The 22,566-nt window shown below is 48.2% G+C and carries 11 protein-coding genes; all 11 read right to left on the bottom strand.

Annotated elements, in window-relative coordinates; genetic code table 11:
• Positions 1-21: 21 nt before the first annotated feature.
• The 11 genes from ACFQ0C_RS05415 to ACFQ0C_RS05365 are packed head-to-tail and all read right to left on the bottom strand — an operon-like array spanning position 22 to position 22,506.
• The gene (locus ACFQ0C_RS05415; protein ID WP_258213010.1) at positions 22-888 is read right to left on the bottom strand and encodes a carbohydrate ABC transporter permease; all 867 of its coding nucleotides are present in this window, start codon (positions 886-888) and stop codon (positions 22-24) included.
• Positions 888-3,155 (bottom strand): DUF5696 domain-containing protein, encoded by a 2,268-nt coding sequence (locus tag ACFQ0C_RS05410; RefSeq protein WP_379364684.1) that lies wholly within the window; start codon positions 3,153-3,155, stop codon positions 888-890. The genes ACFQ0C_RS05415 and ACFQ0C_RS05410 overlap by 1 nt, the downstream gene beginning before the upstream one ends.
• Positions 3,152-5,284, bottom strand: coding sequence for a YIP1 family protein (locus ACFQ0C_RS05405; RefSeq protein ID WP_379364682.1), 2,133 nt, complete (start codon positions 5,282-5,284; stop codon positions 3,152-3,154). The genes ACFQ0C_RS05410 and ACFQ0C_RS05405 overlap by 4 nt, the downstream gene beginning before the upstream one ends.
• A complete protein-coding gene (locus ACFQ0C_RS05400; protein ID WP_379364680.1) occupies positions 5,281-8,430 on the bottom strand; it encodes a glycosyl hydrolase in 3,150 nt (1,049 codons plus the stop codon). The genes ACFQ0C_RS05405 and ACFQ0C_RS05400 overlap by 4 nt, the downstream gene beginning before the upstream one ends.
• Positions 8,431-8,486: 56 nt before the next feature.
• Positions 8,487-10,532: a beta-galactosidase gene (locus ACFQ0C_RS05395; RefSeq protein ID WP_379364678.1), complete on the bottom strand. Its 2,046-nt coding sequence runs from the start codon at positions 10,530-10,532 to the stop codon at positions 8,487-8,489.
• Positions 10,529-13,735, bottom strand: coding sequence for a beta-galactosidase, LacZ type (gene lacZ, locus ACFQ0C_RS05390; RefSeq protein WP_379364676.1), 3,207 nt, complete (start codon positions 13,733-13,735; stop codon positions 10,529-10,531). The genes ACFQ0C_RS05395 and lacZ overlap by 4 nt, the downstream gene beginning before the upstream one ends.
• On the bottom strand, positions 13,732-15,855 hold the full coding sequence (locus ACFQ0C_RS05385; protein WP_379364674.1) for a hypothetical protein: 2,124 nt from the start codon (positions 15,853-15,855) through the stop codon (positions 13,732-13,734). Before ACFQ0C_RS05385 ends, lacZ begins: the two co-directional genes overlap by 4 nt.
• A complete protein-coding gene (locus ACFQ0C_RS05380) occupies positions 15,804-18,887 on the bottom strand; it encodes a glycoside hydrolase family 2 protein (RefSeq protein ID WP_379364672.1) in 3,084 nt (1,027 codons plus the stop codon). Before ACFQ0C_RS05380 ends, ACFQ0C_RS05385 begins: the two co-directional genes overlap by 52 nt.
• Positions 18,874-20,547: a hypothetical protein gene (locus tag ACFQ0C_RS05375; RefSeq protein WP_379364670.1), complete on the bottom strand. Its 1,674-nt coding sequence runs from the start codon at positions 20,545-20,547 to the stop codon at positions 18,874-18,876. The genes ACFQ0C_RS05380 and ACFQ0C_RS05375 overlap by 14 nt, the downstream gene beginning before the upstream one ends.
• On the bottom strand, positions 20,537-21,412 hold the full coding sequence (locus tag ACFQ0C_RS05370; protein ID WP_379364668.1) for a sugar phosphate isomerase/epimerase family protein: 876 nt from the start codon (positions 21,410-21,412) through the stop codon (positions 20,537-20,539). The genes ACFQ0C_RS05375 and ACFQ0C_RS05370 overlap by 11 nt, the downstream gene beginning before the upstream one ends.
• Positions 21,412-22,506, bottom strand: coding sequence for a Gfo/Idh/MocA family protein (locus tag ACFQ0C_RS05365; protein WP_379364666.1), 1,095 nt, complete (start codon positions 22,504-22,506; stop codon positions 21,412-21,414). Before ACFQ0C_RS05365 ends, ACFQ0C_RS05370 begins: the two co-directional genes overlap by 1 nt.
• Between the last annotated feature and the right edge of the window lie 60 nt (positions 22,507-22,566).

The raw sequence follows: 22,566 nt of genomic DNA, 5'->3' as shown, positions 1-22,566 counted from the left end.
TCAAACATATGCTTCTGCCTATTAGCTGGTTTGTCTTTGCGATCTGGTAGCTCTATGGAAAACAATGAAGATGATGGCCAGGAAGAAGCTGATAATGAGAAAATAGATCCAGATTAGCGCACTGTACTGTCCATACTCGCTGTCTCTGACCCTTTGCAAAATAGGATTTGTCGGAAAAGTGAACAGATCGACTACCGTATAAATTAAGTTCAGGAAAATAAACGGAGTCATGGCCGGAAGCGTAATTTTCCAAAAGGTTTCCCACGGTCCTGCACCATCGATCCGCGCCGCCTCATAAGCTGAATTCGATATCGTCTGTCTTCCGCCGAGGAAGATTAAGATTTGTACCCCGGAATACCAAAGGATCAATACGAAGGAGTCGAGAATCCCAACCAACGGTCCGGACCAAGTCGCCGAGAGATTGGCCTTAATAAGCCCCGAAACATTGTATTTGGACATAAACCCGAGATCGCCTTCCCCCTGTGTCAAAAATTCCTTAACAACCTCACCGGTCGAAAGAATGACGGGAAGAAAGAATACGGCGCGAAAAAAGGTACGGCCAGCAAAATTTTGATTCAGTATAATCGCAATCATCAATGCAAAAAGCACGATAATCGGAATCATAAACAAAGCCTGCCTTAGAAATGGTAATAAATCATTGTACAAAATGCTTCCATTTTCAAACAGGATATATTGGTAATGAGTCCATCCCACATATTGAGTCGTCGTTCTTGTTGCCGTAATGGTTACCTTCTGAAAGCTCATAAACAAGGAATAGCCTATAGGGAAGGCCATGAATATGAGAAATCCAATAAACCATGGCGCTATGAAAATCATTCCTTCGAGGTACTCGGAGAAGGACGAACGAAGCCTTATATTTCTTTTCATCATTTAGCCGCTCCTCCCTGGATAACAATGAAGCTTTGTGCAGGCACATCCAGACCCTCGTCACGGTACGGCTCCAGATTATAATTGACTACAATGCGCTTTCCATTGGCATAGGTCGTTTCCTTTACATTATCCGCCAACGTTTTATGATTGCTGATGAATTGGCTTTGCACATCGCCGAGCGCATCGTTATATTGCTTATACTGTTCTGCCGCGAATGATACCCAATTCGGAAAGTAAGTATTATAATAGCGAATTCCATAGGCATTCACATAATCTTTGGTTTCGGCCCTGGTGAATATGAACGAGGGAACAGCGCCGTATTCGATATCGCGTAAAAAGTCCTTCACATCCTCCTGCCGATTGTTCGCATATTCAGAGGAATAAGTGATTAAGCCATGGGCTGCGATCTGGGCGAACGGCACTGCTTCATCCGTGAACAGATCATAGGAATGATCATAAATCATCGTTTGAATGTGATTAATATAAGGCAAAGCGTAGAAATTAGAGCTTTTCCCTTGTACACCGCCGAGCTCTTCCTTAATATTTTTCAATATTCGTTCCTGCGTATTTCTCGCTTCATTTCTAGGAGAGCCATAGCTCGTGTTATAGTCGCTGAACAACCGCTGTCCCGTCCGGTTAACGGCCAGTCCGTCAACACCCATTTCTTTATACAACTTTAAATCCTTCTTCACCGATGCTTCGTTAAATTTCTCGCTAACCATCGGTACCCTTGAATTGTTGTACAGCAAGCCAAGGGTTATATTGCGTCCTGCCAAATTGGTCATTGCATGAAACTTCCCGTCGAAGCCGCCGCCCCCTGTGTTGTTCGCTGCATACTCCGTGTCCAAATAGACGCGGAACTTCGAGCGATGCGCATGATCAATGAACGCTTTCATCCCGCTGTTTCCACCGATGCTTGAATCAACGGGCAATGTCTTACCAAAGGAGCTGTAGCCGCCATCCTGCCAACCCATATAAGTGAGCGACATATTTTTTACCCCTTTGTTCTCCAGAGAAGTAATCATTTGCGTGGCATCGCTTGTGTTCGTTAAGTTTAAATAGCGGTCGCTTACTACCCCCTTCTCCTGATCTCCGCCAATAATATCAACATGCATAGGCAGGTTCGGCTCGGCAGCAGGCAGCTGCTTTAACCCCTTCTCACTCATTAAGTAATCCCGATAAGTTTGAGCCATTCCTACATAATCCGCTTTCTTATTATCCAAAAGATAGTAGCGCACAACACGGTCGCTGCCGAACAGCTCATCCTTGTTATAGGCGACAAATCCCCATTCATCCGGAGAATTCCGGCTTGTAAACTGAAGAAAGCTCGCGCGGAAATTCATTTGTGCGGTGACCCAGTTATAGTTGCTCAGGACTCCTGAAGGAGAGGCGACGATTTCAGCATACTCCTCACCTTTATCCAGCACGGCCACGAAAGCCTTGGAGTCCGCCTTCATACCGAATACCGGCATCATAATGCGGTTCCGGTTGTTGTTCATGCCTCCGAAGGCATTATCCTGTCCATACACGCTTTCATCATACAGCTTGTTCACATTCAACTGGTTTTCTTTGAACCGTATCAACGCCCCGGCCCCATCCGGTATGAGCATATACCCATCCTGCCCAGCAGAATAATCCGCCCCGAGGAATGGAAACAGCCTCACCCATATAAGTCCCATGTTGGATTCTTTAATGCCCTCGCGCACGATTTTGGTCTCAACATAATTATTCTCTACTTTAACCTGTACGGGAATCGTAAATCCGGATGCAGGCAGCTCATAGATTAGAGAGAATCCTCCGGGAATCATTTGAACATCCTTCACGCGCCCGCCTTCTGCGGCAAAGTTCGTTTCCTTCGCTTGCAGAATCGTTTTCGAAAAATCTACATACTGAACCATGAGCGGTGAGCTCAAATGCTTCTTCCAATTCTCCGAAATCGTTTCCTGGCTCCAATATTGCGGATTCGGGTACGAACGGTACACGTTGCCATTCCTTTTATCTTCCACAATAAAATGTCCTGTTTTCTCATCCATATTTAATCGGAGAGCATCGCTTTCCGCCACTTTTTTAAAATCGCTCTCTTGAGGCAACTGAGCTGGAACGCCTTTCGCGGCTCCTGAATCATTCTGTGCCGGTGCGAAGGTACGTTCCTTTTGATCCGCCTTGAATTCGAACTTCGCTTGGGTGACGAATAGCAGGACAACGGCCAAGAGTAAGACGGTAACGTAGGTTACAGGTTTATTCAGCTTGTTTATCCATATCATCTTAAAATCAACTCCTGGCCCATTTCATAAAATAAGGATATCAAATCGTTAGTCAAACCGGCCGTAACAAAGATTAGTACACCGATGACGAGCATCGTGCACAAGGTAAGAAGAATGTTCAATGCGGTCTCGCCTACGCTGTAATTATGAATGCATTGAATTTTCCAGAACATAAGCAAGCCAATCCAAACCATCATTCCATTGGCCACAAAGCTGTACATGGATGACTCGTTTAACGTCATGAAGTTAGAAATAACAGCTAACGGAATGCCAACGACTATATAAGGAACCAATGCATAAGCGCTGCCGATAAAAATATCTCTAAACCGTCCCTCACCACGATAGATCGAGCTCACCAGGTAGTTGGAAATGATCCAGGCAAGCCATACAATGAAAAACTGCGTGAAGATCGAGTAAATATCGATGGAGGTCGCTGCATTAAAAGAAAAACTAGTGACGATATCCTTAACCAATAAAGCTCCATATACGGCAAGCAAAATGAGCACGGCACTAAGGTAGCTTCCTTTACCCTCATAGCGTACCGCCACAAACCCATCCAGCGGATGCTTCAAAGTGTAAATAGCATGCCGGAAATTAGCTATAAACTGAGCTTTTGACTTTTGATTCCGATTGCGCAGGCGACTGCGAAACGCGCTCTTGCTAGTCAGCTTATCAAGCACAAACCATAAAATTCCTCCGAATAAAAGGATGCTCGCTATCCAGGAGAAATTCATTTGGAACCATTGCATCCGGATTTGCCAATAGGCGTTGGAATAGCCTTGCTGATCCCCCGCTTCTTTAAACAACCTTCTAGCGTCCTCATACTGCTCTTTTTTGAAAGCTGATTTGGCTAAACCAAGAATAGCGGGCGTGAACTGCGCATTCATGCGAAGTACATCCTGCCAAGGCTTTTCCCCAGCCTCATAATAACCGGCAAGGGTTTGCTGATTCGCTTGATCCACCTTTTGCCCAAACTCCGATAAGCGGAATACTTGGACAATATTTTCCTGATCGTCAAGAACGAATAATTCATTCCTTGAGTTCACATCCAGGGCGACCGGGCTTTTCAGCAAGCCAACCTGTGAGGAGCCTACGGCTGAGGGACCTCCCCAGAAATATAAAAGATTGCCTGAAGCATCATAATTGCTAATATATTTAAACTGCTGGTCCACCACGATCATATTACCGTTCTGGTCAACCGCTATATCGATCAGCTGAGGAATACTTGCACCGGTTTTACTAAGACCCGGCTGAGCATCGATAGCACGGTATTCGCCGAATGATTTCTGGGAGCTGCGAAGCAGATTATCCCCCTTAATATTCAACTTCTTTAGTTGGTCAATCTTGGCCGTTCCGCCAGTGACCGTGTAAATATAACCATTTTTATCCGTGGCGACACTGTTTATCGTTTCCGGTCTTTTTGCTACTTCATTGGCATACATTTCCTTCGTGTATAATCCTCGTTTTAATGCATCCAGCGGAGAAAGCGCCGTTTTGTTAGCCCCGAAGAAGCCCTGAAACTTGCCGTTCGGGTCAAGCAGCATCAATCCCTCGTATCCGCCGCGGATCGCGATGTACAGGAAGTCGCGCTCATCCACCATCACTTTGCCTGGCTCGAAAACGAATGTATCGGCGATAAATCGAGACTCCGGCCGCTTAAACTCCTTTAGCAGCTTGCCGTTTTTATCCAACTGGAGCACTCGCTTGTTGCCTGTGTCCGCAATATAAATATCTCCGTCCTTGGTCACAAAGACGCCTTCTGGCTTGGAAAGCGGGCTTTCCGGTAACGTAATATACCTAAGCAGCTTGCCTTTTTCATTCATATGGACAATCCGGTTATTACCTGAATCGGCAATATAAATCTCATTGTTCTTATCCACGAATATATCCTTCGGATTTTTCATGGATGATTTCATTTTCACTTGGGGTTTAGCCGGATCCGGTACATATAAATCCTGACCAATAACACCGATCGGATAATAAGCCGGTTGAAGCCAAATCAGGTTGCCATAGCTGTCTTTGGTAAAAGTAGAATATTTAACTGCAGCGTCAACAGTTCCAGGCAGCAGCAGTGCAGTACACAAGATGAGCAAAGCAAGGAACTGCTTCCACCCGTATCTTATTTTCATGCTCGAACCTCCGTTTCTACATTCAATCGGTACAATTTGATTGGGTCGAACAATCCGTATGGAAGCAATCGATACTCCGGTGTGTAATCGCTGCCCGTTTTGCGGAACGATGCCCAGCTTGTTGTTGAAGGCTCACCGGACCGATGATGGAACGGACCCAGCATATTACGAGGGCTTCCCATCACTTCGATATCTATCCGATTCTCTCCATCTTGAAGATGCTCTGCCAGATCAAGGAGATTAGCAGCCCTCCAAGGCACATGCCCTGCCAGATGGCCGTTAACCTTGACTTCCACCATAACCGCAGAATAGCCTTGAAGCTCCAGTAAAGTCCGAGTTTTCGCTTCAGCTGCGTTCTGCCCCGGCAGGTTGAAATGGTAAATCATGCTGCCGCAATAATGGAAATAACCTTGCGTACACCAATCGCCTAATTCCAGCGTCTCTTGCTCCGCTACAATCTTCCTGTCGAGATCCACCCCGAAGTCACCAATGATATATATATCCTCTACTTCCATTCGATTATGGTAGCTGCAGGATAAAACCAGTTCATTACGTCCTTCCATTAATCCAGGGAGCGGAATTTTATCGAACGACCGGTCGAGAAACCATCCATCCGGTTGATTAAGTACAGCAGCACCATTCATTGTTATTTCATAGTATTCTGCAGATTCCACTACCAGATGAACCTGCTCCTGTGGCAATGCAGCAATATGGAAAGAGAATTTCAGCTGCACAGGAGCGCCATTCCCCGGATGCGGCTTGTTAATCCACTTGTATCGCTGCTCAAGACCGTTTCCATACACCTGTCTCATACCCAGAACATCTCGAATCTCTTTTTGTGCCAGCCACACATCAACTTCTTCAGACCAGTCCTGCTCATTAAGCCGATAAGAGCAGGTGTCAAGAGTCAGCACATTGGGCATAGTGCGGGTAAATCCGCTGACCGTTTCCAACTCCAGCATGGACTCGCAGTCTTCAACAGTATTTGGACCGATTCCTTCGATAATCTCGATTGATCCGGTCATCGAATCGTTCTCGCATATCGAAGCTTTATTCTTATCCAGTATGTATAATCTCGATTCTGCCGGTCCAAATTCTGCAGCGAAGTGTACATAACCATCGTTTACGGCTGCTGCAACTGGCTGCGTACTGCCAGTCAGCGCTGCCCACTCTTCCAGGCATCCGCTGCCTTCCATCTTTATTTGAACCCGATGCGAGCCTTTACGATCATTGTTTACGACAAATAACGTACGGCAATCGTCCATCTCCCTAAGCATATATAGAAACTCGGGAGCTTCCTCCTTAGAGCCGGCATGGGTTACACTAACTCTCCGAGGCGATATATGAAGCAAAGCCCCTATCGTTTCTTGAGCGTCTTGAGCTTGTGTAAGGTTAGGATGCTCATAGAGCCGAGATAGCAGATCTGTCGGCCTGCCTTCAAGCATGGATGCTCTCTCTCCAACGGCGATTATTTTCCCTCCTGCATCCAGGAAATCGAGCAGCAGCCGATAGGTGCTATGCAGCATCGTCTTAATTGGCGGAATCACTACGACACTATATGCAACGAGGTTTACAGCCAGCTTACTTCCCTGTATCGCTCCCGTTTCCGCCATGATCGTCTCATCGCCGAGATCATAATCGTAATGTCCCTTAAGCAGCTCGCCGAGAAAAGCGTTGAATTCATGTCCGAATGTATTCGTAGCCGAGACATCCCTGTCCTTGCCCCTGGCCGGAAAGCCATAAGGTCCTGTACCGACCATACTCCACGCTGTGGAGGAGGGGTGCAGCACGAGAATATCCCGGACCGGGGTTCCCTCCGTCAAGACGGCCGATAGTCTGGCAAAATAATCTTCAACTACATAATTGTATTTCCACCAGCTTGTATTGTAGCTGAACACAGGAGGGTAATCCCGCTTCCGGCATCCTTTAATCGAGTAGAGCGCTAGATGCTGCGATCTCATATTAACTCCGAGTACATATTGGAAATCGCCAATCCATCTTTGCCCTTCGAACGTAAAGCCCCAGCCCGTACAGCCGTACGTTTCCGTAAGCACGAACTTTCTTCCGTATTGATTCGCTACGCTTGTGCATTGCTTCACCGTGATATATTCATTTGTTTGCTCATTCAGCATATCGATACCGGGAACCTGCTGAAAACGATAATTGGGCATAACAGCCCCACATACGCGGGTAGCTGTGCCCATATTGTTTTCCCATAAGTAATGGCCTGTAAAAGCGATTCCGTTGTCATCGCACCAATCGCCGAGCTGCTTGGAGTACGCTTCACTGAATCTTTCCGTGATCGTCCTCCAGTAATCATGGCGGGCTTGTGAGGAGTACTCCCCATTGAAGTACATGTAGGGGACGATATCCAGAAGATCGTAGCCCCTTCTTTCTTGGAAAAACGACGGGAATGTCCATGTCCATGGAATCCAGCCCCGTCCTTCTGTAAACCTGCAATGACGGTCATGAATGCTCGGTTCATCAGTGAACACACCACGGATAGTTGTGCCAAACTGCTCTCCAACCTCTTGCTTGTAGGCTTCATAGGTGGTATCGATAAACGTCCGCACCGTATCCGGATTCAAATTATCTGGCGGTGCTTCGTTGTTAAACCATTCGCTGTATTCCGACACCTCCACTCGAAAAACGAGCAGTACTTCATCTTTTTCCAACTTAGGGGCTTCGTTAATTGGCAGACGTTCACAGCGAATCAGACTTCTCTCATCGATGATTGCCTTAAACAAAGCAGCAGCATCCGCTATATTCCACGAATCCCCTGGATGGCATACCTCCATCGTCAACCCTTTGGCTCTATTGGCATCCCCGCCACTAGCCTGCACGAGCCCTCCTGCAAAGCCGGACGGCCAGCGGTCCTCATCATACAGCCATGCCTGCATACCAAGCCGTTCAGCGGTTTGTACAGCTGTCCGAACGTAATCCATCCATTCTCGGCCCATGTAATCGGTTTCCAAACCGTCTCGGGAATGGATGAAAAAACCGCCCATTCCCTGCTCCTTCATCTGTTCGATTTGCCGCACCAGCTCTTCCTCTTGCAGGTCATCATTCCATGCCCAGAATGGAGCCGACCTATATTCAACCGATGGCTGTTCGAATTTACTGCGCAGCTGCTCGCTTCCGCTCATGAGCAATCGCCTCCTTCTGAGAACCTGCCTGACAACATCTGCCGGTTCTCTTATATTTACTTCTTAAGAATCATGACCTGCTTCGGCTGGAGCTCTATTTCGCCTTGTACGTTAGCACCGCTTAGAAGCTCCAACTGCTTGTGCTCGCCAACAGGTAGCGTTTGAACCTGATCGCTGTGATTCAGCAAGAAGGTGAAGCGAACACCATCTTTCTCACGTTGGGTTACCTCCACTCCAGCTGGAGCCTTCATCAACGGATAGATGCCTGCGTGATTGCATAACGCCTTCAGCCAATGCCGTTTAAATTCAGCGCTGGGATCGGTGGCTGCATACCAAGCTTCCCCCTTACCGTACCTGTGGCGTGTCAAAGCAGGAGCCCCGCTGTAATAATCGCTGCCAAATACAGCTACGGCTTCTGCTCCCTCCAGATGAACAACCTCGCAGGCCAGCCTGCATTCGCAGAATTCTTGTTCCTGTAATTGCCCTAATGGCTGCTGCATGATCATTTGGTTCGTCTGATTCGGAAACATGGCATCGATCTCTTCCACCCAGATCCCGAGAAGCCTGCGAAGCTCTCCTGGATAGCCGCCCGGAATAACCTTATCGTTCGTATCTACAATCCCGCTGTAAAAACCGGTCACGAACGTGCCGCCACTCTCCACGTAACGTTCCAGCTTCTCGGCGTGTCCGGGCTTGGTCATATACAAGAAAGGCGCCAGTACCAAATCATAGGAGCTTAAGTCCGTATCCACATGGATCAGATCGACCTGGATCTGGTTGTCATACAAGGCGTCATAATAGCTTTGAATTTGATCCAAATATTTAAAATGAACCGAAGGCCCTCCACCGAGCTCGACTGCCCACCAATTGTCCCAGTCAAACAAAATGCCAACCTTGCTTGCTACACGCGAATCCAGCATTTGATCACCTAGCTGCTGCAGCTCCTTGCCGAGCTCTGCGCATTCCCTGAACACTCGCGTATGCTCGTGACCCGCATGGTCGATAACGGCTCCATGGAATTTCTCATAAGCGCCGAGCGAGCGACGAAGCTGAAAGAACATAACCGATTCTGCACCGCGGGCTATCGCTTGATAGCTTCTAAGCCTCATCACACCGGGGCGCTTCGTAGGGTTAACCGTTTTCCAGTTAATAACGCCTGGACTTTGCTCCATCAGCATGAAAGGAGCTCCGTTCTTCAAGCTGCGCATCAGATCATATCTCATGGCCATATAGCTTTCCGGGGTATGATTCTCGATATAAATATCAAGTGCCGCAATGTCCAGGTAAGGCGCCCATTTGAAATAATCAAGCGGCTTGTAGGTCCCATTGCCTTGAAAATTGGTCGTTACGATTGCATCCGGTATGATCTGTTTTATCGCATTGTATTCAATTAGATAGCTGTCCAGCCAGCTGTCGGAATTAAACCGGAAGAAATCAAGCGTAATTCCTTGAAAAGCGGTCTGATCGGAGTTGCCGCCAGATAAGCCTTCAGTTAGCGCACTTGGCAGAACGATTTCTTCCCAGTCATAGAAGGTGTGACCCCAAAACTTGGTGTACCAAGCCTGGTTCAGCTGTTCTATCGTGCCGTACCGCTTTCTTAGCCAATCCCGAAATGCTCTCTCGCAATTATCGCAAAAGCAGCGGTTTCCTATCTCATTGTTAACGTGCCAGAGCAGCAAAGCAGGATGATCCTTATAGCGCTCCGCAAGCTTTCTGGCCATTAATCCGCCATAGTGGCGAAAGGTAGGACTGTTCGGACAGGAGTTATGCCTCCGTCCGAATTTCCTCCTCTTCCCGTCCGAGGTCACGGTTAGTACATCCGGATATTTCCTTGCCATCCATGCCGGATGTGCTGCAGTGCTGGTGCCCATGCATACGCGTACACCATTCTCCTGAAGCTTGTTCATCACTTCATCGAGCCATTCGAAGTTATAGGTATCTTCATCCGGCTGATTCAAGGCCCAAGCGAACACATTAATAGTAGCTATGTCAATTCCACCCAGCTGAAACAGCCGCATGTCTTCATTCCAAATGTCCTTAGGAAACTGCTCCGGATTATAATCGCCGCCGAACATCATCTTTGGAAATTTACGGCTGATCATATGCCTACCTCCTGCTTCCTTATTGAAGTCTTCAGCACCGGCTCATTTACATTCGAAGCCTCAGCAATTGTCTCCAGCTGCTGTCTGCTTAATTTCATAGGCGAATTATCCCTTGTAGAGAATGGCTTCAACCGCAGTGAAAACGTAGTATCTTGCGGATTCAACAAATATTTATCAAGTGGTGGAGCTTCCCCACAGCTATAATTTCCTATTGGAGCTTGGGCGTAATCCATATTTATGAAGGTTTCAGCCTGCCGCTGCAAATCGTACGTATGCTTCGCTTTCGTTAAATTTTCAGTCGAATAATGGCTCACACCTACATCCAGCCTTGGCATACCGCCAATGAATAATCCTGTTCCGAGCTTATTAGTCACAGATGCCCAACGGGTATCCGTCTTATTGCCATTTTCCTGCGGCATAATATACGGAACGAATTGGTCCTGCACGGAACCGCTGTATACCCCGAGCCGCCCGCTCTCTTTCCGGTCGATGTAACATTCGTGAGGCCCTAACCCGAACCATGAGAATTGATCGAATCCACCAGGCATCGTCATCTGCAAGCCCAGCCGAGGCAGCGGAGGCAAGCCCTCTCTCGGTACAACACGAGTGGTGATAAGAACATCACCGGAGCCATAAACCGTATAGGTCATCCAGGTTGTAAAGGCATTCCCCAAGGCAGCTGCTCCAATTGTTGACTTGATCAGCACTTGGACAGCAGAACGATGATAAGGATGGACTGAAAATTGATGCATGCGATGATTCAGCCGGTCATAACCAAACGTCTTCCATTCCTTGGATTGGCGATTGTCATTATCGATCGTTGCCCGCCACAGCTGAACCTTAGGGCCACTAGCCAAAAGCGGTACGCCGTTATAATCGAAAGAGGTCATAACCCCTCTGCTTTTATCAAAGCTAATAGAGAAATCATTTCCGTAAAGGTGAACCCCTGTATTCGTTTCAACAGTTTGGATCCTGGGCATAGAATCCAGACTTACAGCTCTCCCGGCAATCTTCCGTTCCGCAACAGCCAGCGGCAGGTCGGCCCAAGCAATCTCAAAGCCTCGCGGAGCCCAGCTTACCGCTTCACGTAAGGTGAAACGGATATGCAGCCAGCACTCTCCTTGAAGTCGGGCTAATTCCTTCGTCCAAGGAATCGTAACAACAGCACGATCACCAGCCGGCACATCCAGCTCAGGCAGTATCCCTTGCTCTACAATCTCCCCATCGCATATAAGCGACCAAGAAGCTTCCAAATGCTTCAAGGTTCTGAAATCATAGCGGTTACAAATGGTCACAGCCCCGGACTGTATATCGTTAAGCTCTATTACGACCGGTTGAATGACCTTTTTTAACTCCATAATCGAAGCTTTAACTGTACGGTCCGGGAACAGCAATCCATCTATGCAGAAATGTCCGCTATTCGGATGATCGTTGAAATCCCCTCCATAGGCATACCATTCCTCGCCTGACTCCAGCTTCTGCACAATACCGTGATCCGTCCACTCCCAGATCAAACCACCCAGCAGCCGCTTATATTTATAAATAGCATCCCAGTAATCCTTCAGATTGCCTACGGAATTTCCCATAGCATGCCCGAATTCGCACATCAGGTAGGGCCGGGGATCAGCCTTCTCCCCTTCTTCGATCAAGGCTTCCAGGGACGGATACATCGAACTGACGACATCAACGACCGGTGCGTCTTTAGCGCGTTCATAATGGATCGGACGAGTTGGGTCGGCCTTGCGCACCCATTCAGCCATCGCATCATGATTAGGCCCATAGCCCGATTCATTTCCGAGTGACCAAATAATGACGGATGGGTGGTTCTTATCCCTTTCCACCATGCGAACCGCACGGTCAAGGAATGCCTGCCTCCACTCGGGCTGCTCAGCCAGATAGCTCTCATTTTCGATAAAATGGCAGCCGTGGGTTTCCAAATCCGCTTCATCAATAACATACAATCCATACCGATCGCATAAATCGAGCCAACGTGTATCATTCGGATAATGGGATAAGCGTACAGTATTCATATTGTGCTGCTTCATCAAAAGAACATCCTCGACCATCGACTCGTAAGGTGTCGTAAACCCGAGCTCCGGATGGAACTCATTGCGGTTAACTCCCTTCAAGATAACGGATTTTCCGTTGACAAAAAGCTGCCCATCCCGGATCGCGATATCCCGAAAGCCTACCGTCACACTTCCAACCTCAAGCACATTCCCTTGCTCATCCTCAAGGCTTACAACGAGCGCATATAAATTAGGCTCCTCGGCCGACCATTGACGTGGATTCATAACGGGAATATCCATACTTAGCGTCTGTTCCTCATTGGAATTAAGCTGAATGCCCCTTCCGACTGCGCTTTCATAAACCGTTTGCCGCTCATCATCCAGTAACATCAGCTTTACTAGATGCGGCCGAGCTTGAGCAGAATCAGCATAGTTTCGCACATGAATCTTGACCCCAAGCTCGGCATCCTGATGATCTTCGCTAAACCGTGTTTGTACCGCAATATCCCGAATATGGACATCCGGCGTTGCTTTCACATAAACATCCTTAAATATGCCGCTTAACCGCCATTTATCCTGATCCTCCAGATAGGTTCCATCGCTCCATTGGTATACTTGAACAGCAATCGTATTCTCTCCAGGCTGCAGCAGCGAGGTCACTCTGAATTCAGAATGCAGATGACTGCCCTGTCCGTACCCTGCAAATTGCCCGTTAATCCAAACGTGAAAAGCCGAGTCGACCCCTTCAAATACAAGAAACACTTGGCGGTTATCCCAGGAATGAGGCAGGCCAAAGCTTCTACGATAGCAGCCTACCGGATTATCATTAGGTACATAAGGCGGATCAATGGGAAAAGGATAATAGCTGCTGGAATAATGAGGGCGGCCATATCCGTGCATCTGCCAATTGCCGGGAACCGGTATCGTATTCCAGTCGTTTACCGCATAAGAAGCTTCATAAAAATTCGCAGGAGCCTTATCAGGGCTATCCGCGTAACAAAATTTCCAATTGCCGTTCAACGACTGGAAAAAAGGGGATGCTGCCCTTTCATTGTCCAGAGCCGTCTCCATATCCTCATACGAAATAAATCCGGCATGCGGCGGCTCTGTATGCCGTCCTAATACCTCTATATTTTCCCAATCCGGAATTGTCCTGCTGTTCACGTGGTTTGTCCCCCCCTCTTGATCCATCATTCTATTTCCTCCTGAAAGCGCAGGGCATTATGCAAAATAGTGGCTATAACCCAAGACGGATTCCACTTGTTGCTATGCCCTCGGTGATGCCACCGGGTTTGAAAGAAGCCTTCTCCCTGCTCACCAACAACGGTGAAGCTCCAATCGCCCGGCTCCCTGCATATTCCCTGCCCCATAGCATCGAATGATAGTTGGCCTATACGCTCATATTGCCGCTTGCCCGCTAACCTGCCGAACTTCCATAACTCATAAGTCGGGAAGAACACATCCAAATGATGGTTCTGCACACTGACCGTGGGCCATCCTATAGCGTTAAAATCGACTTCCTCGAACTTCGAGCCCTTATCATAAGCAGGCTTCCACATATATACAAAGGTAAGCAGCCAGTCTGCCGATAGCTCAGCCCATTCCCCATACTGCTGTTTACTTGTCAATATAAACAGCTCATATGCCGCCAGGAAGAAATACATCCCCGCTTCCTTATCCTCGCATTTGGCATCCAGCGTAGAACGGGCAAATGGCCGTTCGAACGTCTCGGCATGCAGCTCATAGTAACGCTGCATCGCAGCTTCAGCCGCTGCCAAATACAATTCATCTCCCAGCACCCGGTAAGCTTTAACAAGAGCAATTAAGCACGGAACCCCCGCTGCAGTAATCATCTCGTCAGCCGGAGTGCCGTCCATTAGCCATGCTGCCGGAAAGATGCCAGAAGACAAGACGCCCGACACATAGAAATCGGCGGACTCGCGAATGGCTTCGATCCAGGAGGCAGGAATATCTCTGCCCTGATCCCGGAATAAAAGTACAATTTCAGCTAAATCAGCTATCGTCTCTCCGATAGCCCTGCTCGCAATGACAGACTGCTTATTCAAGCTGAAGTCATCCCATTGTCCATCTTCGATACGGTAAGAGCTCCGTCGTATACCTGGAAGATCCGTACGGCTCGCCCCCAAATAGAAGTCAACAGCCTGCTTGCAGCGGGAAATTCTCTCCTCTTCCCCTTGAGTAAACCCTTGACGGGCATCACACCAGGCCAGCTTCAAGCATTGTCCCGTCCATCCATACATATAATGGAGCGGACGCTTGGACGCATTGCCGAATGAATTGGAATCGCTGAATTTTACATATCCGGCTGCTCCCTCTTCATTCGTCCTCCATCGGTCATCCATCGCGTTTGTTTTGAGCTTAATGATTTCTTCCAGGGAAAGCGGCTTGGAGCCCTCCAGTTGGAATAGGTCCAATCCTTTGCGAACGATTTCGCGGAAGCCTCTGCCCGGAGTGGAAATCGTCCCCCAGTCCAGCGTGTATTCCTTTGCCAATGTGAATCCGGGCATAAAGTCTAAATACCCGCCGCTATACGGCTCTGATTTACTTTTTCCCATATAGCAAATATCCTTGTCGCCATTAAACATCAACACTCCGCTCATAACCGCAAGTACGGATCCGTTATCCTCCTGAATCGCTCCGAGAGAACCATAATGAACGGTTCCATCCAAACCTTCCACATAAGCAGGTATCGAAAACAAAGATAAATATCGGGACTCACCGGCCTCCTTCCACTCTATATTCACGCAAGGAATCGGGAGCCGATGCTCTTCGACGATAACCCCTTTATGCTCGCCTGTGCCAAGCCTTGGAACAAGACGCTGCGGGTCGGAGGAAGGATTGTTATTATAAATCACACCGGGAATCGTTATGATTTCCTTCTCCCGCTTAGGCAAGCTGAATTGTATTCCAGCTGCGACATCATGCAAGGTCTGATCCGTCGTGTTTGTCCAAGCAACATGCAATTTGAGCGCATCCTGTTCATCGAATAACAGCTCCATTGAGAAGCTCAGCGCTCCAAGAGTTCCGCTGATTTGAATCATCCTGTTACTCGTATGGTTCGTATCGTTATTAACCCCTCCATCATCCGGGGAAGAAACTTGCACATTCTGAAGTCCCGCAAGATCGGAACGCCAAGACTTTCCGGAGGAATAAACCAACATATCATTCAAAACCCCCGAATAATAGGGAGTTTCCTTGCCTTCACTGAGTAGCGCCAGTTGGAGTCCCGCGTCACTAACCTTTAACTCAGCGCGTTGTTGCTTGGTTCTGCTAGCAATGGCGTACAAGTGCATTCATTGTCGCCTCCTTTTTCCCCTAGTATCGAGATCAAGAAACGATCCAATGTAGGATTAAAGCCCAATCTGCCTGATAGAGGCAGGCAGGAGAAGAAGATCCGACCCTTTCCAAGCTTTTTCGAGCCTACCAAAGGCAGCTTGCGCTTCCCGTTCAGCTCACCATTCGCGTGATAGGCAAATGCAATTGGCTCGATTCCATTACCTTGCAAATGGCAGTTGGAAATGCCCTCTATTCGGTCATTGGGCAAGTGATATAAATAAGATAGATCATCCGGCTTCATCCAGCTTAGCAGCGGATTATCCGTGTCCACAGCAAGCGTGTAAATCTCACGCAGCTTGGACGTCTGAACCGTTGTTTCCCCAATATCCCACGGCTCCGAATCGAAACGATTTAGAATAAATAAAGCGGTAGCACCGTTGCGTATCTTTTCAAGAGTAGAGGTTCGATGACGAATAAATAATTCTCTGGATGAAACAACTAGCGTCCCGGCCTGCTTCATTGATTCGTCGTAAGGCTCTCCGTCCACTTCCAGAAGCGAACCAAGCAGCTCGGATTCCGCATCCATGTAGATAACTTTATCCGGTTTCTCATTATTTGCCTTAACAAATGTTTCGAAAGTAAATCGTTCCGTGCTTATAACCTCTCCAGCTTCATTCAATAAGCAGGCATCCACATGCAGGCTCTGTCTATCCTGAACCATAGGTACGGAGAAACGGATCGTCCCCGCATACCGCGAGGTTGCCGCCGAAAGCGAACCGGTAATTTCAAAATTGCCGTAATCCCGATTATCATCACGAAGCGTGGCGACAACACGGCAATTCTCATATTCCTTAGCCGTATCATTCAGCAGCCAAGCTTCTATCTCCATCGTTTCCCCGACATATACTTTCCACCTGTCCCCTCTTAAATGAATGCGAACCGGCTCCAAACAATGCTTATAGGTAAAGTAAGCTGGCTTCGGTATCCGGTCAGCCCCGACGAGAGCCTTCATCCAGCCGGAGGGCCATGCATCAATCAGGAGATGAATAGCTGTGGAAACTACCCGATCCGCCCTTCTGCGCCAAGCATCGGTCATCAGCTTGGTCGCCAAGCATTGATGCTTCTGACTGGCTTCAATCCAGCTGTGAATCGTTTGCTGCTCGGTGTACCAATCCCCATGGTGAGCATAGGTTTGCGCTCCGTTGATGCGGTTTGGCATCCATGCATCCGATTCATTGTCCGGAAGCCACTCCCCAGGATAGCGGCTTATCATCAGCTCGTAGTTGTCCAAGCCTTCCGTTCCGTATTCACCGCAACCGGCCTTCCACTCCTCCCTGATCGGAGGAAGAAAGCCTTTGTACATTTTTCCAACCGATATGCCATTGTTCGTATACCACATGTTATAGCAATGAAAATCAGGCAGCCCTTCGCGTGTCGGCGGATTGTAATCCCCATCTGCATTTTTGACTACCCGATCTGGATTTTCGACAAAAATCGCCTGTCTCGCTGCGACAAAAAAAGCTTCTAGCTCGTTACGGTGTAAATGTCTGTGTCCCTTGCGCCGTTTCTCCGTTCGCGACGGTTCATTAATCAGAGAAACAATTACCGAGGATGGATGACTGCGAATCAGTCGCTCCATGTCCCCAGCCTGCTTGATTCCTTCAATGAATTGATTGCGACGGATGAATCCGAATGTGGGCAGATCACATTGATGCATCATGCCCAGCATATCGAAATAATCGTATATCTCCTCTTGAACAGGCCGTTGAGTAATCCGATAAAAATTCATGTGAGCCAGCTTCGCTATCAAAATGTCATCGATCAGCTGGTCAAAGTCATTCCTCATTACACATTGCTGCAAATGCCCCATCTCATTGGCGCCCCGTAAAATAATCGGCTCATTATTGAGATAAAGCGTACCTTTTGGCGTATTCTCCTCATCCATATGAAACTTTCTCATACCGAAATTGCGATCCACAATATCCAGGCATTCTGACAAATTATTTACGCCTACACGTGCCACATATAAGAAAGGCGCTTCCGGTTCCCACAGCTTGAACTCCGGAAAATCAACCTTATAGCGATAATAATTGACTCCCGGTCCGGCATAGGACACATGGAACGACATGGGTCGAATTCCTGGCCCAATAAAATTCCTCGGCATGACTTCGAGATTGAGCTCGAAATTCTCCAGCAGCCGGTTTGTTGTATTGACCACATCGACCCATACTTCTACGAAGTCTTCATCAATGTTCGGCCGAACGAACACATCCTGAATAAATAAGGGCTGCCGCTCTTCCAAATAGACACTGTTATAGATGCCGGCTCCCGGTGGGCAATGATTCCAGCCGCTGTAGGGATCATCCCAGCCGGGACCTGTAGCCGCATACATTTTATCCCCATCCAGCTTGGTGCCGCCTACCCCCATCATCGAGTAATCATTGCTGACTTCTATGACAAGCGTGTTATTCTCCTGTAAAAAATCAGTAACATCGAATTCAAACGGAGCAAAGAACCCTTCATGACTGCCGATACACTTGCGATTTAAATATACGCTAGCTTTGTAATCGACCCCTTTAAATACGAGGTATACTCTCTTTCCATCTGGAATGGAGGCATAGGTGAATTCGTTCCGGTAAAATCCGGTCCATTTCCCATTCTCACCCGTTGGTCCCCGAAAATCAGGTACGGTTACCGATTCCCAATCACCCTCCCCTTCCAATACACGTGTAAAATTGGCATCCTCTTGGGAATGATAGCGGAATTGAAATTGCTTGCAATGCTGCCGCTTGCGGCTCAAAGCAGGAGCAGGCGTTAAATTAGCCATGAACGGGCGGTATTTCTCACGCAGCAGCGCCAGATCTTCGTGAAAAAGGGCCATTTGTGCCTCGTATGGAAGCAGTGCGGCATTACCCGCTTTTTCCGATCCCGGAGTAAAATATTGTTTATCGTAAGCTGCAGGAGGAATCTCTCGCAGTTCGTCTTTATTTCCCGGATGCTCACGAAACGCGATTTCCGCGAACGGATCTTGATGCCTAGTTTGCTCCAATTAAATGCCCTCCTGTACCATAAAGTTCAAACTCAAGGGTGAAGCCTCGACTGTCCTTGGGTGACATTCTTACTTCTGTTGTGCCGAAACGCTGCATCCAGCAGCTGTCTTTTCCCAAGAATGGCTCCACAGCCTCCCTGACCCGATCCTCCAAAAAGTCATGAGTCACGATCCACAGGCCACGGCCCCTTTTTCCACTCGATAGCCATTCCTTCGGAAGGCTTGCAGGCAGCAGCCAATCAGCGATTACAACTACACTTCCATCATTTGCTCTTTGAATGACCGCCGCTAACGTATCTGATGAAAGAGTGGATCCCCCCGCCACAATTAATTTGGGCTGGCCCAGTTGTTCCGCACTGACTTGCTCGTCATATACGAGAACATTATTAACGGGATAAAACAAAGGATGTATTCGATTCTCATCCTTACAAGGATAGCCGTTTGCCAGAGGAAATTGTTCAAGCGGTACTTCCCGCTTCAATTCATGTCTTGGGAAGCTATAGCCCGGTATATGCATGCAACTGCCATGGGCAGGTATCGTTCCTCGACTGAGAAGATGCCAAATTTGAAAAACGCTTTGTGAAGCGGCTGAACCGACCAGCTCCGAGCTGCCAAATAGTCTTTCATTCTGCCCGTAGTTGCTGTCGTCCGAATGAATGATCACAATGTCCGGATCAGCCTGTGAATGGTCCCAGGTCAATGGATGCTCGGGTACAAATTGGCCCGTAAACTGTCTCCATACCTCTCCGAATTCCGTTTTTTCGAATCCGCTGCCCGTATGCTTCAGAAGAACATCGATATTTTCGGTAAACAAATGGGTTGGCCCCATCAAATAACCGAGCTTCAAGGCTGATTCAAATTCTTGCGGAGAGTGACCTGGAAATCCGTGGAACCTTGTAAACCATTCTCCGGTATCGGGTCCCCACAAATCAGCGCATACCCACATCGCTCTTCCATACTGCTTAGCTGCGCCCAATGCGGTAGATAGCTGCAGCGATTGGAATGATTCCTTCATAATTTTCGGACACAGGTCCATACCTGCTTTGGCCAAAGTATGGAACTGGGTCGGAAACACTTGCTCCGAAATCAAAGGTATGGACACATTGTTTAATTCAGCCTTCATTAAGACGCTTCGAACATGTTCAACGCGTAAATGAACCGCTTGCTCTACCTTATTGCGCGCTGCTTCCAATCGAAGCCCTTCTGTGCTCCCCCAATGGGGAAACCATCCGTCTTTGCGATATTGCCCGGCATTAATTTGCAAATGCTCGGGCTCGTCGTACAACAAACCGATACAGCGTCCGATGTGTCCAGCCTCGACGATCATTTCATCTGGCACGTCATAACGGTTCGTTCCTTCCACCCAAGGCCCGTTTATATTGCCATATTCATTGCCCAGACAAATATCCAATCCTGCACGAGCAACGTCTTCCAATACCGATGAATCCCCTTCGAGTCCTGGAATCACATGGTGCACGTAAAAGTCTGCGTTTAGCTCCTTCAATATGTTGAGAAAAGCAGCCGGTTCAGGCTTCGGGTCCTGGGAAGGACAAACACTTCCTGTTCCTGTACGCATTACGAGGTCTGAAGCATCCCCTGCCCATGAATCCTGCCAGGCAACGACTGGCCCCTGAATGCCTAATCTAGGTTTATGCGCCATAACTGTCCTTCACTTCCCTGCCTGTCTTTGCGTTCTCAAACGCTTGCTGAATCAGCTCTACACAATCCGTTATTTCCTCCGGCTTGGCATGCTCCAGAATTAACGGCACCTCCGGCATACAGCTGGCAAGATAGGCTGCGTATACATCCCAATTGGCCTGTCCTGCTCCCACTCGCGGGGTTGTAAAGCCCTCCTCGTTGTATAGAGAATCCTTTGCATGCGCAATCGGACTATATGGACCTATATGCTTAAAAACATGAGCCATGGCTTCTTCCTGCTTACTTAGATCCTCTGGCGTGAAGTAATTGAACGGGTCCATGATGATTCCCAAGCCTTCGCTGCCAAGCTGCTCGATGAGACTAGCCGCTTGCTCCACAGTTGCAAGTACATTGAGGGCGAAGCCTTCCACCAGAAGAACGGCTCCGTTCTTTACCGCACGGTTGCGCAACCGGTCAACGATGGAGAGCAGCTGCTCCCATGCTTCAGGAGAGCGGTTTCCTTCATAGTCGCGCCAGGCATTGGTCGGGTGAAGGCTGCCCGTTTCCGTAGCGATATACCTTGTTCCGTAAGCCGAACATAGGTCTATCATCTTCTCAAGCTGCGCAAGCTTATCTTCCCGTTTAGCGAGATTGGGATTCAGCAGGTTCGTATACCCGGATAAACCTATAATAGAAATGCCCTTATTTTCGAAAATAGTACGAAGCTTCTCAATACGAACCGGTGAAAAGGGTTCATCATCCATGATCTGAAACTTTTGCTTCGGATCCAACTGCATATACGTCAGACCGTGCTTGCAAGCGTTTTCGGCTATATCCTCAGCAGACCAGCCCATATATACGTAGCTCATAAATCCAAGCTTATTCATTACTTATCGCATCCTTTCAGCACATCTGCTCTCTCCACCACGCAGCCTTCTTCACTTGATGAGACCATGGCTGCAGTCATTGCTATGGTTTGCAGGTTATCTTCAGGCGTAACCGGCGGGAGTGTGCCTTGGTCAATAGAAGTAATGAACGCCAGCATCGAGCCCGCGAATGCATCGGGAAACCAGCTTCCCTTGAGCTGAATCTCATGTACGACATTTTTATGCTTGTTTAATGCCATATACAGTGTATCCTGTGTGCACCACACGCTTCCTTCTGTGCCATCCACCCACCAGGTGTTGCTGTGAGAGCGGTTTGCTTTGGCAATATTATTGAAATGCAGGCTTGCCATCAATGGATTGCGCCCGCCCTTCGGGCCAAACTCAACGTTCGCTGAGTAGATCAGCGGATCTATCGCATTTTGCTGAGGCAGCTGGGCAGTTGTGCAATGTACCCTGGACCATTCCTGCTGCGGATTAGGGTTAAAGTAACGGCATAAGTCCACATAATGAATACCGTGATCCACGATGTTAAAGTTTTTCATATTCGTCCACCATCGGCCCGCTTGATCCTGAAATGAACGCATATCATGGTGAATGCTGTAGATGTCGCCGATCAGATCCTGCTCCAGCACCAGCTTTAGCGCTTTATGCGCAGGAGCCCAACGGGCCTGCTGGTTCACTCCAAGCGTAATGCCAAGCCGATTCGCCTCAGATCCTAGCAGCTTGGCGTGATCCAGACTAAGCGCGAGCGGCTTCTGGCATAAAACCGGCCGTGGTGCTTTGCCGATCAGCTTGAGTACTTCCAGCCTTGGCTCGGGATGGATAGCCAAATCGATAACCGCGACATCCTCTCTCTCGAGCAGCTCATTAACATCCGTTGTCCAAAACGGAATATTGAATCTTTCCGCTGTAGCACGCGCCGCCTCCTCGCTAACATCGCAGCAAGCAGCAATTTTTAATCCGTATTTCGTATAAGCAGGTAGATGTGCAGTATTGGCTATGCTTCCGCAGCCAATCATACCGATTCCATATTTGTTCACATCACTGATGTGCTGTTTTCTCGGCAAATAATGTTCAGGTCTAATAAATTCCATATTCTCACCTCTCTGATTTCTAGATTACACCAGCACAAAAAATCATGTATAGGTTGTTCA

Origin of the sequence: Paenibacillus sp. GCM10027630, assembly GCF_042676305.1 — a bacterium.
In the GTDB taxonomy this organism is placed as follows: Bacteria; Bacillota; Bacilli; order Paenibacillales; family NBRC-103111; genus Paenibacillus_S.
The sequence above is the reverse complement of the archived record's forward strand: the minus strand, read 5'-3'. Positions and strand labels throughout refer to the sequence as shown.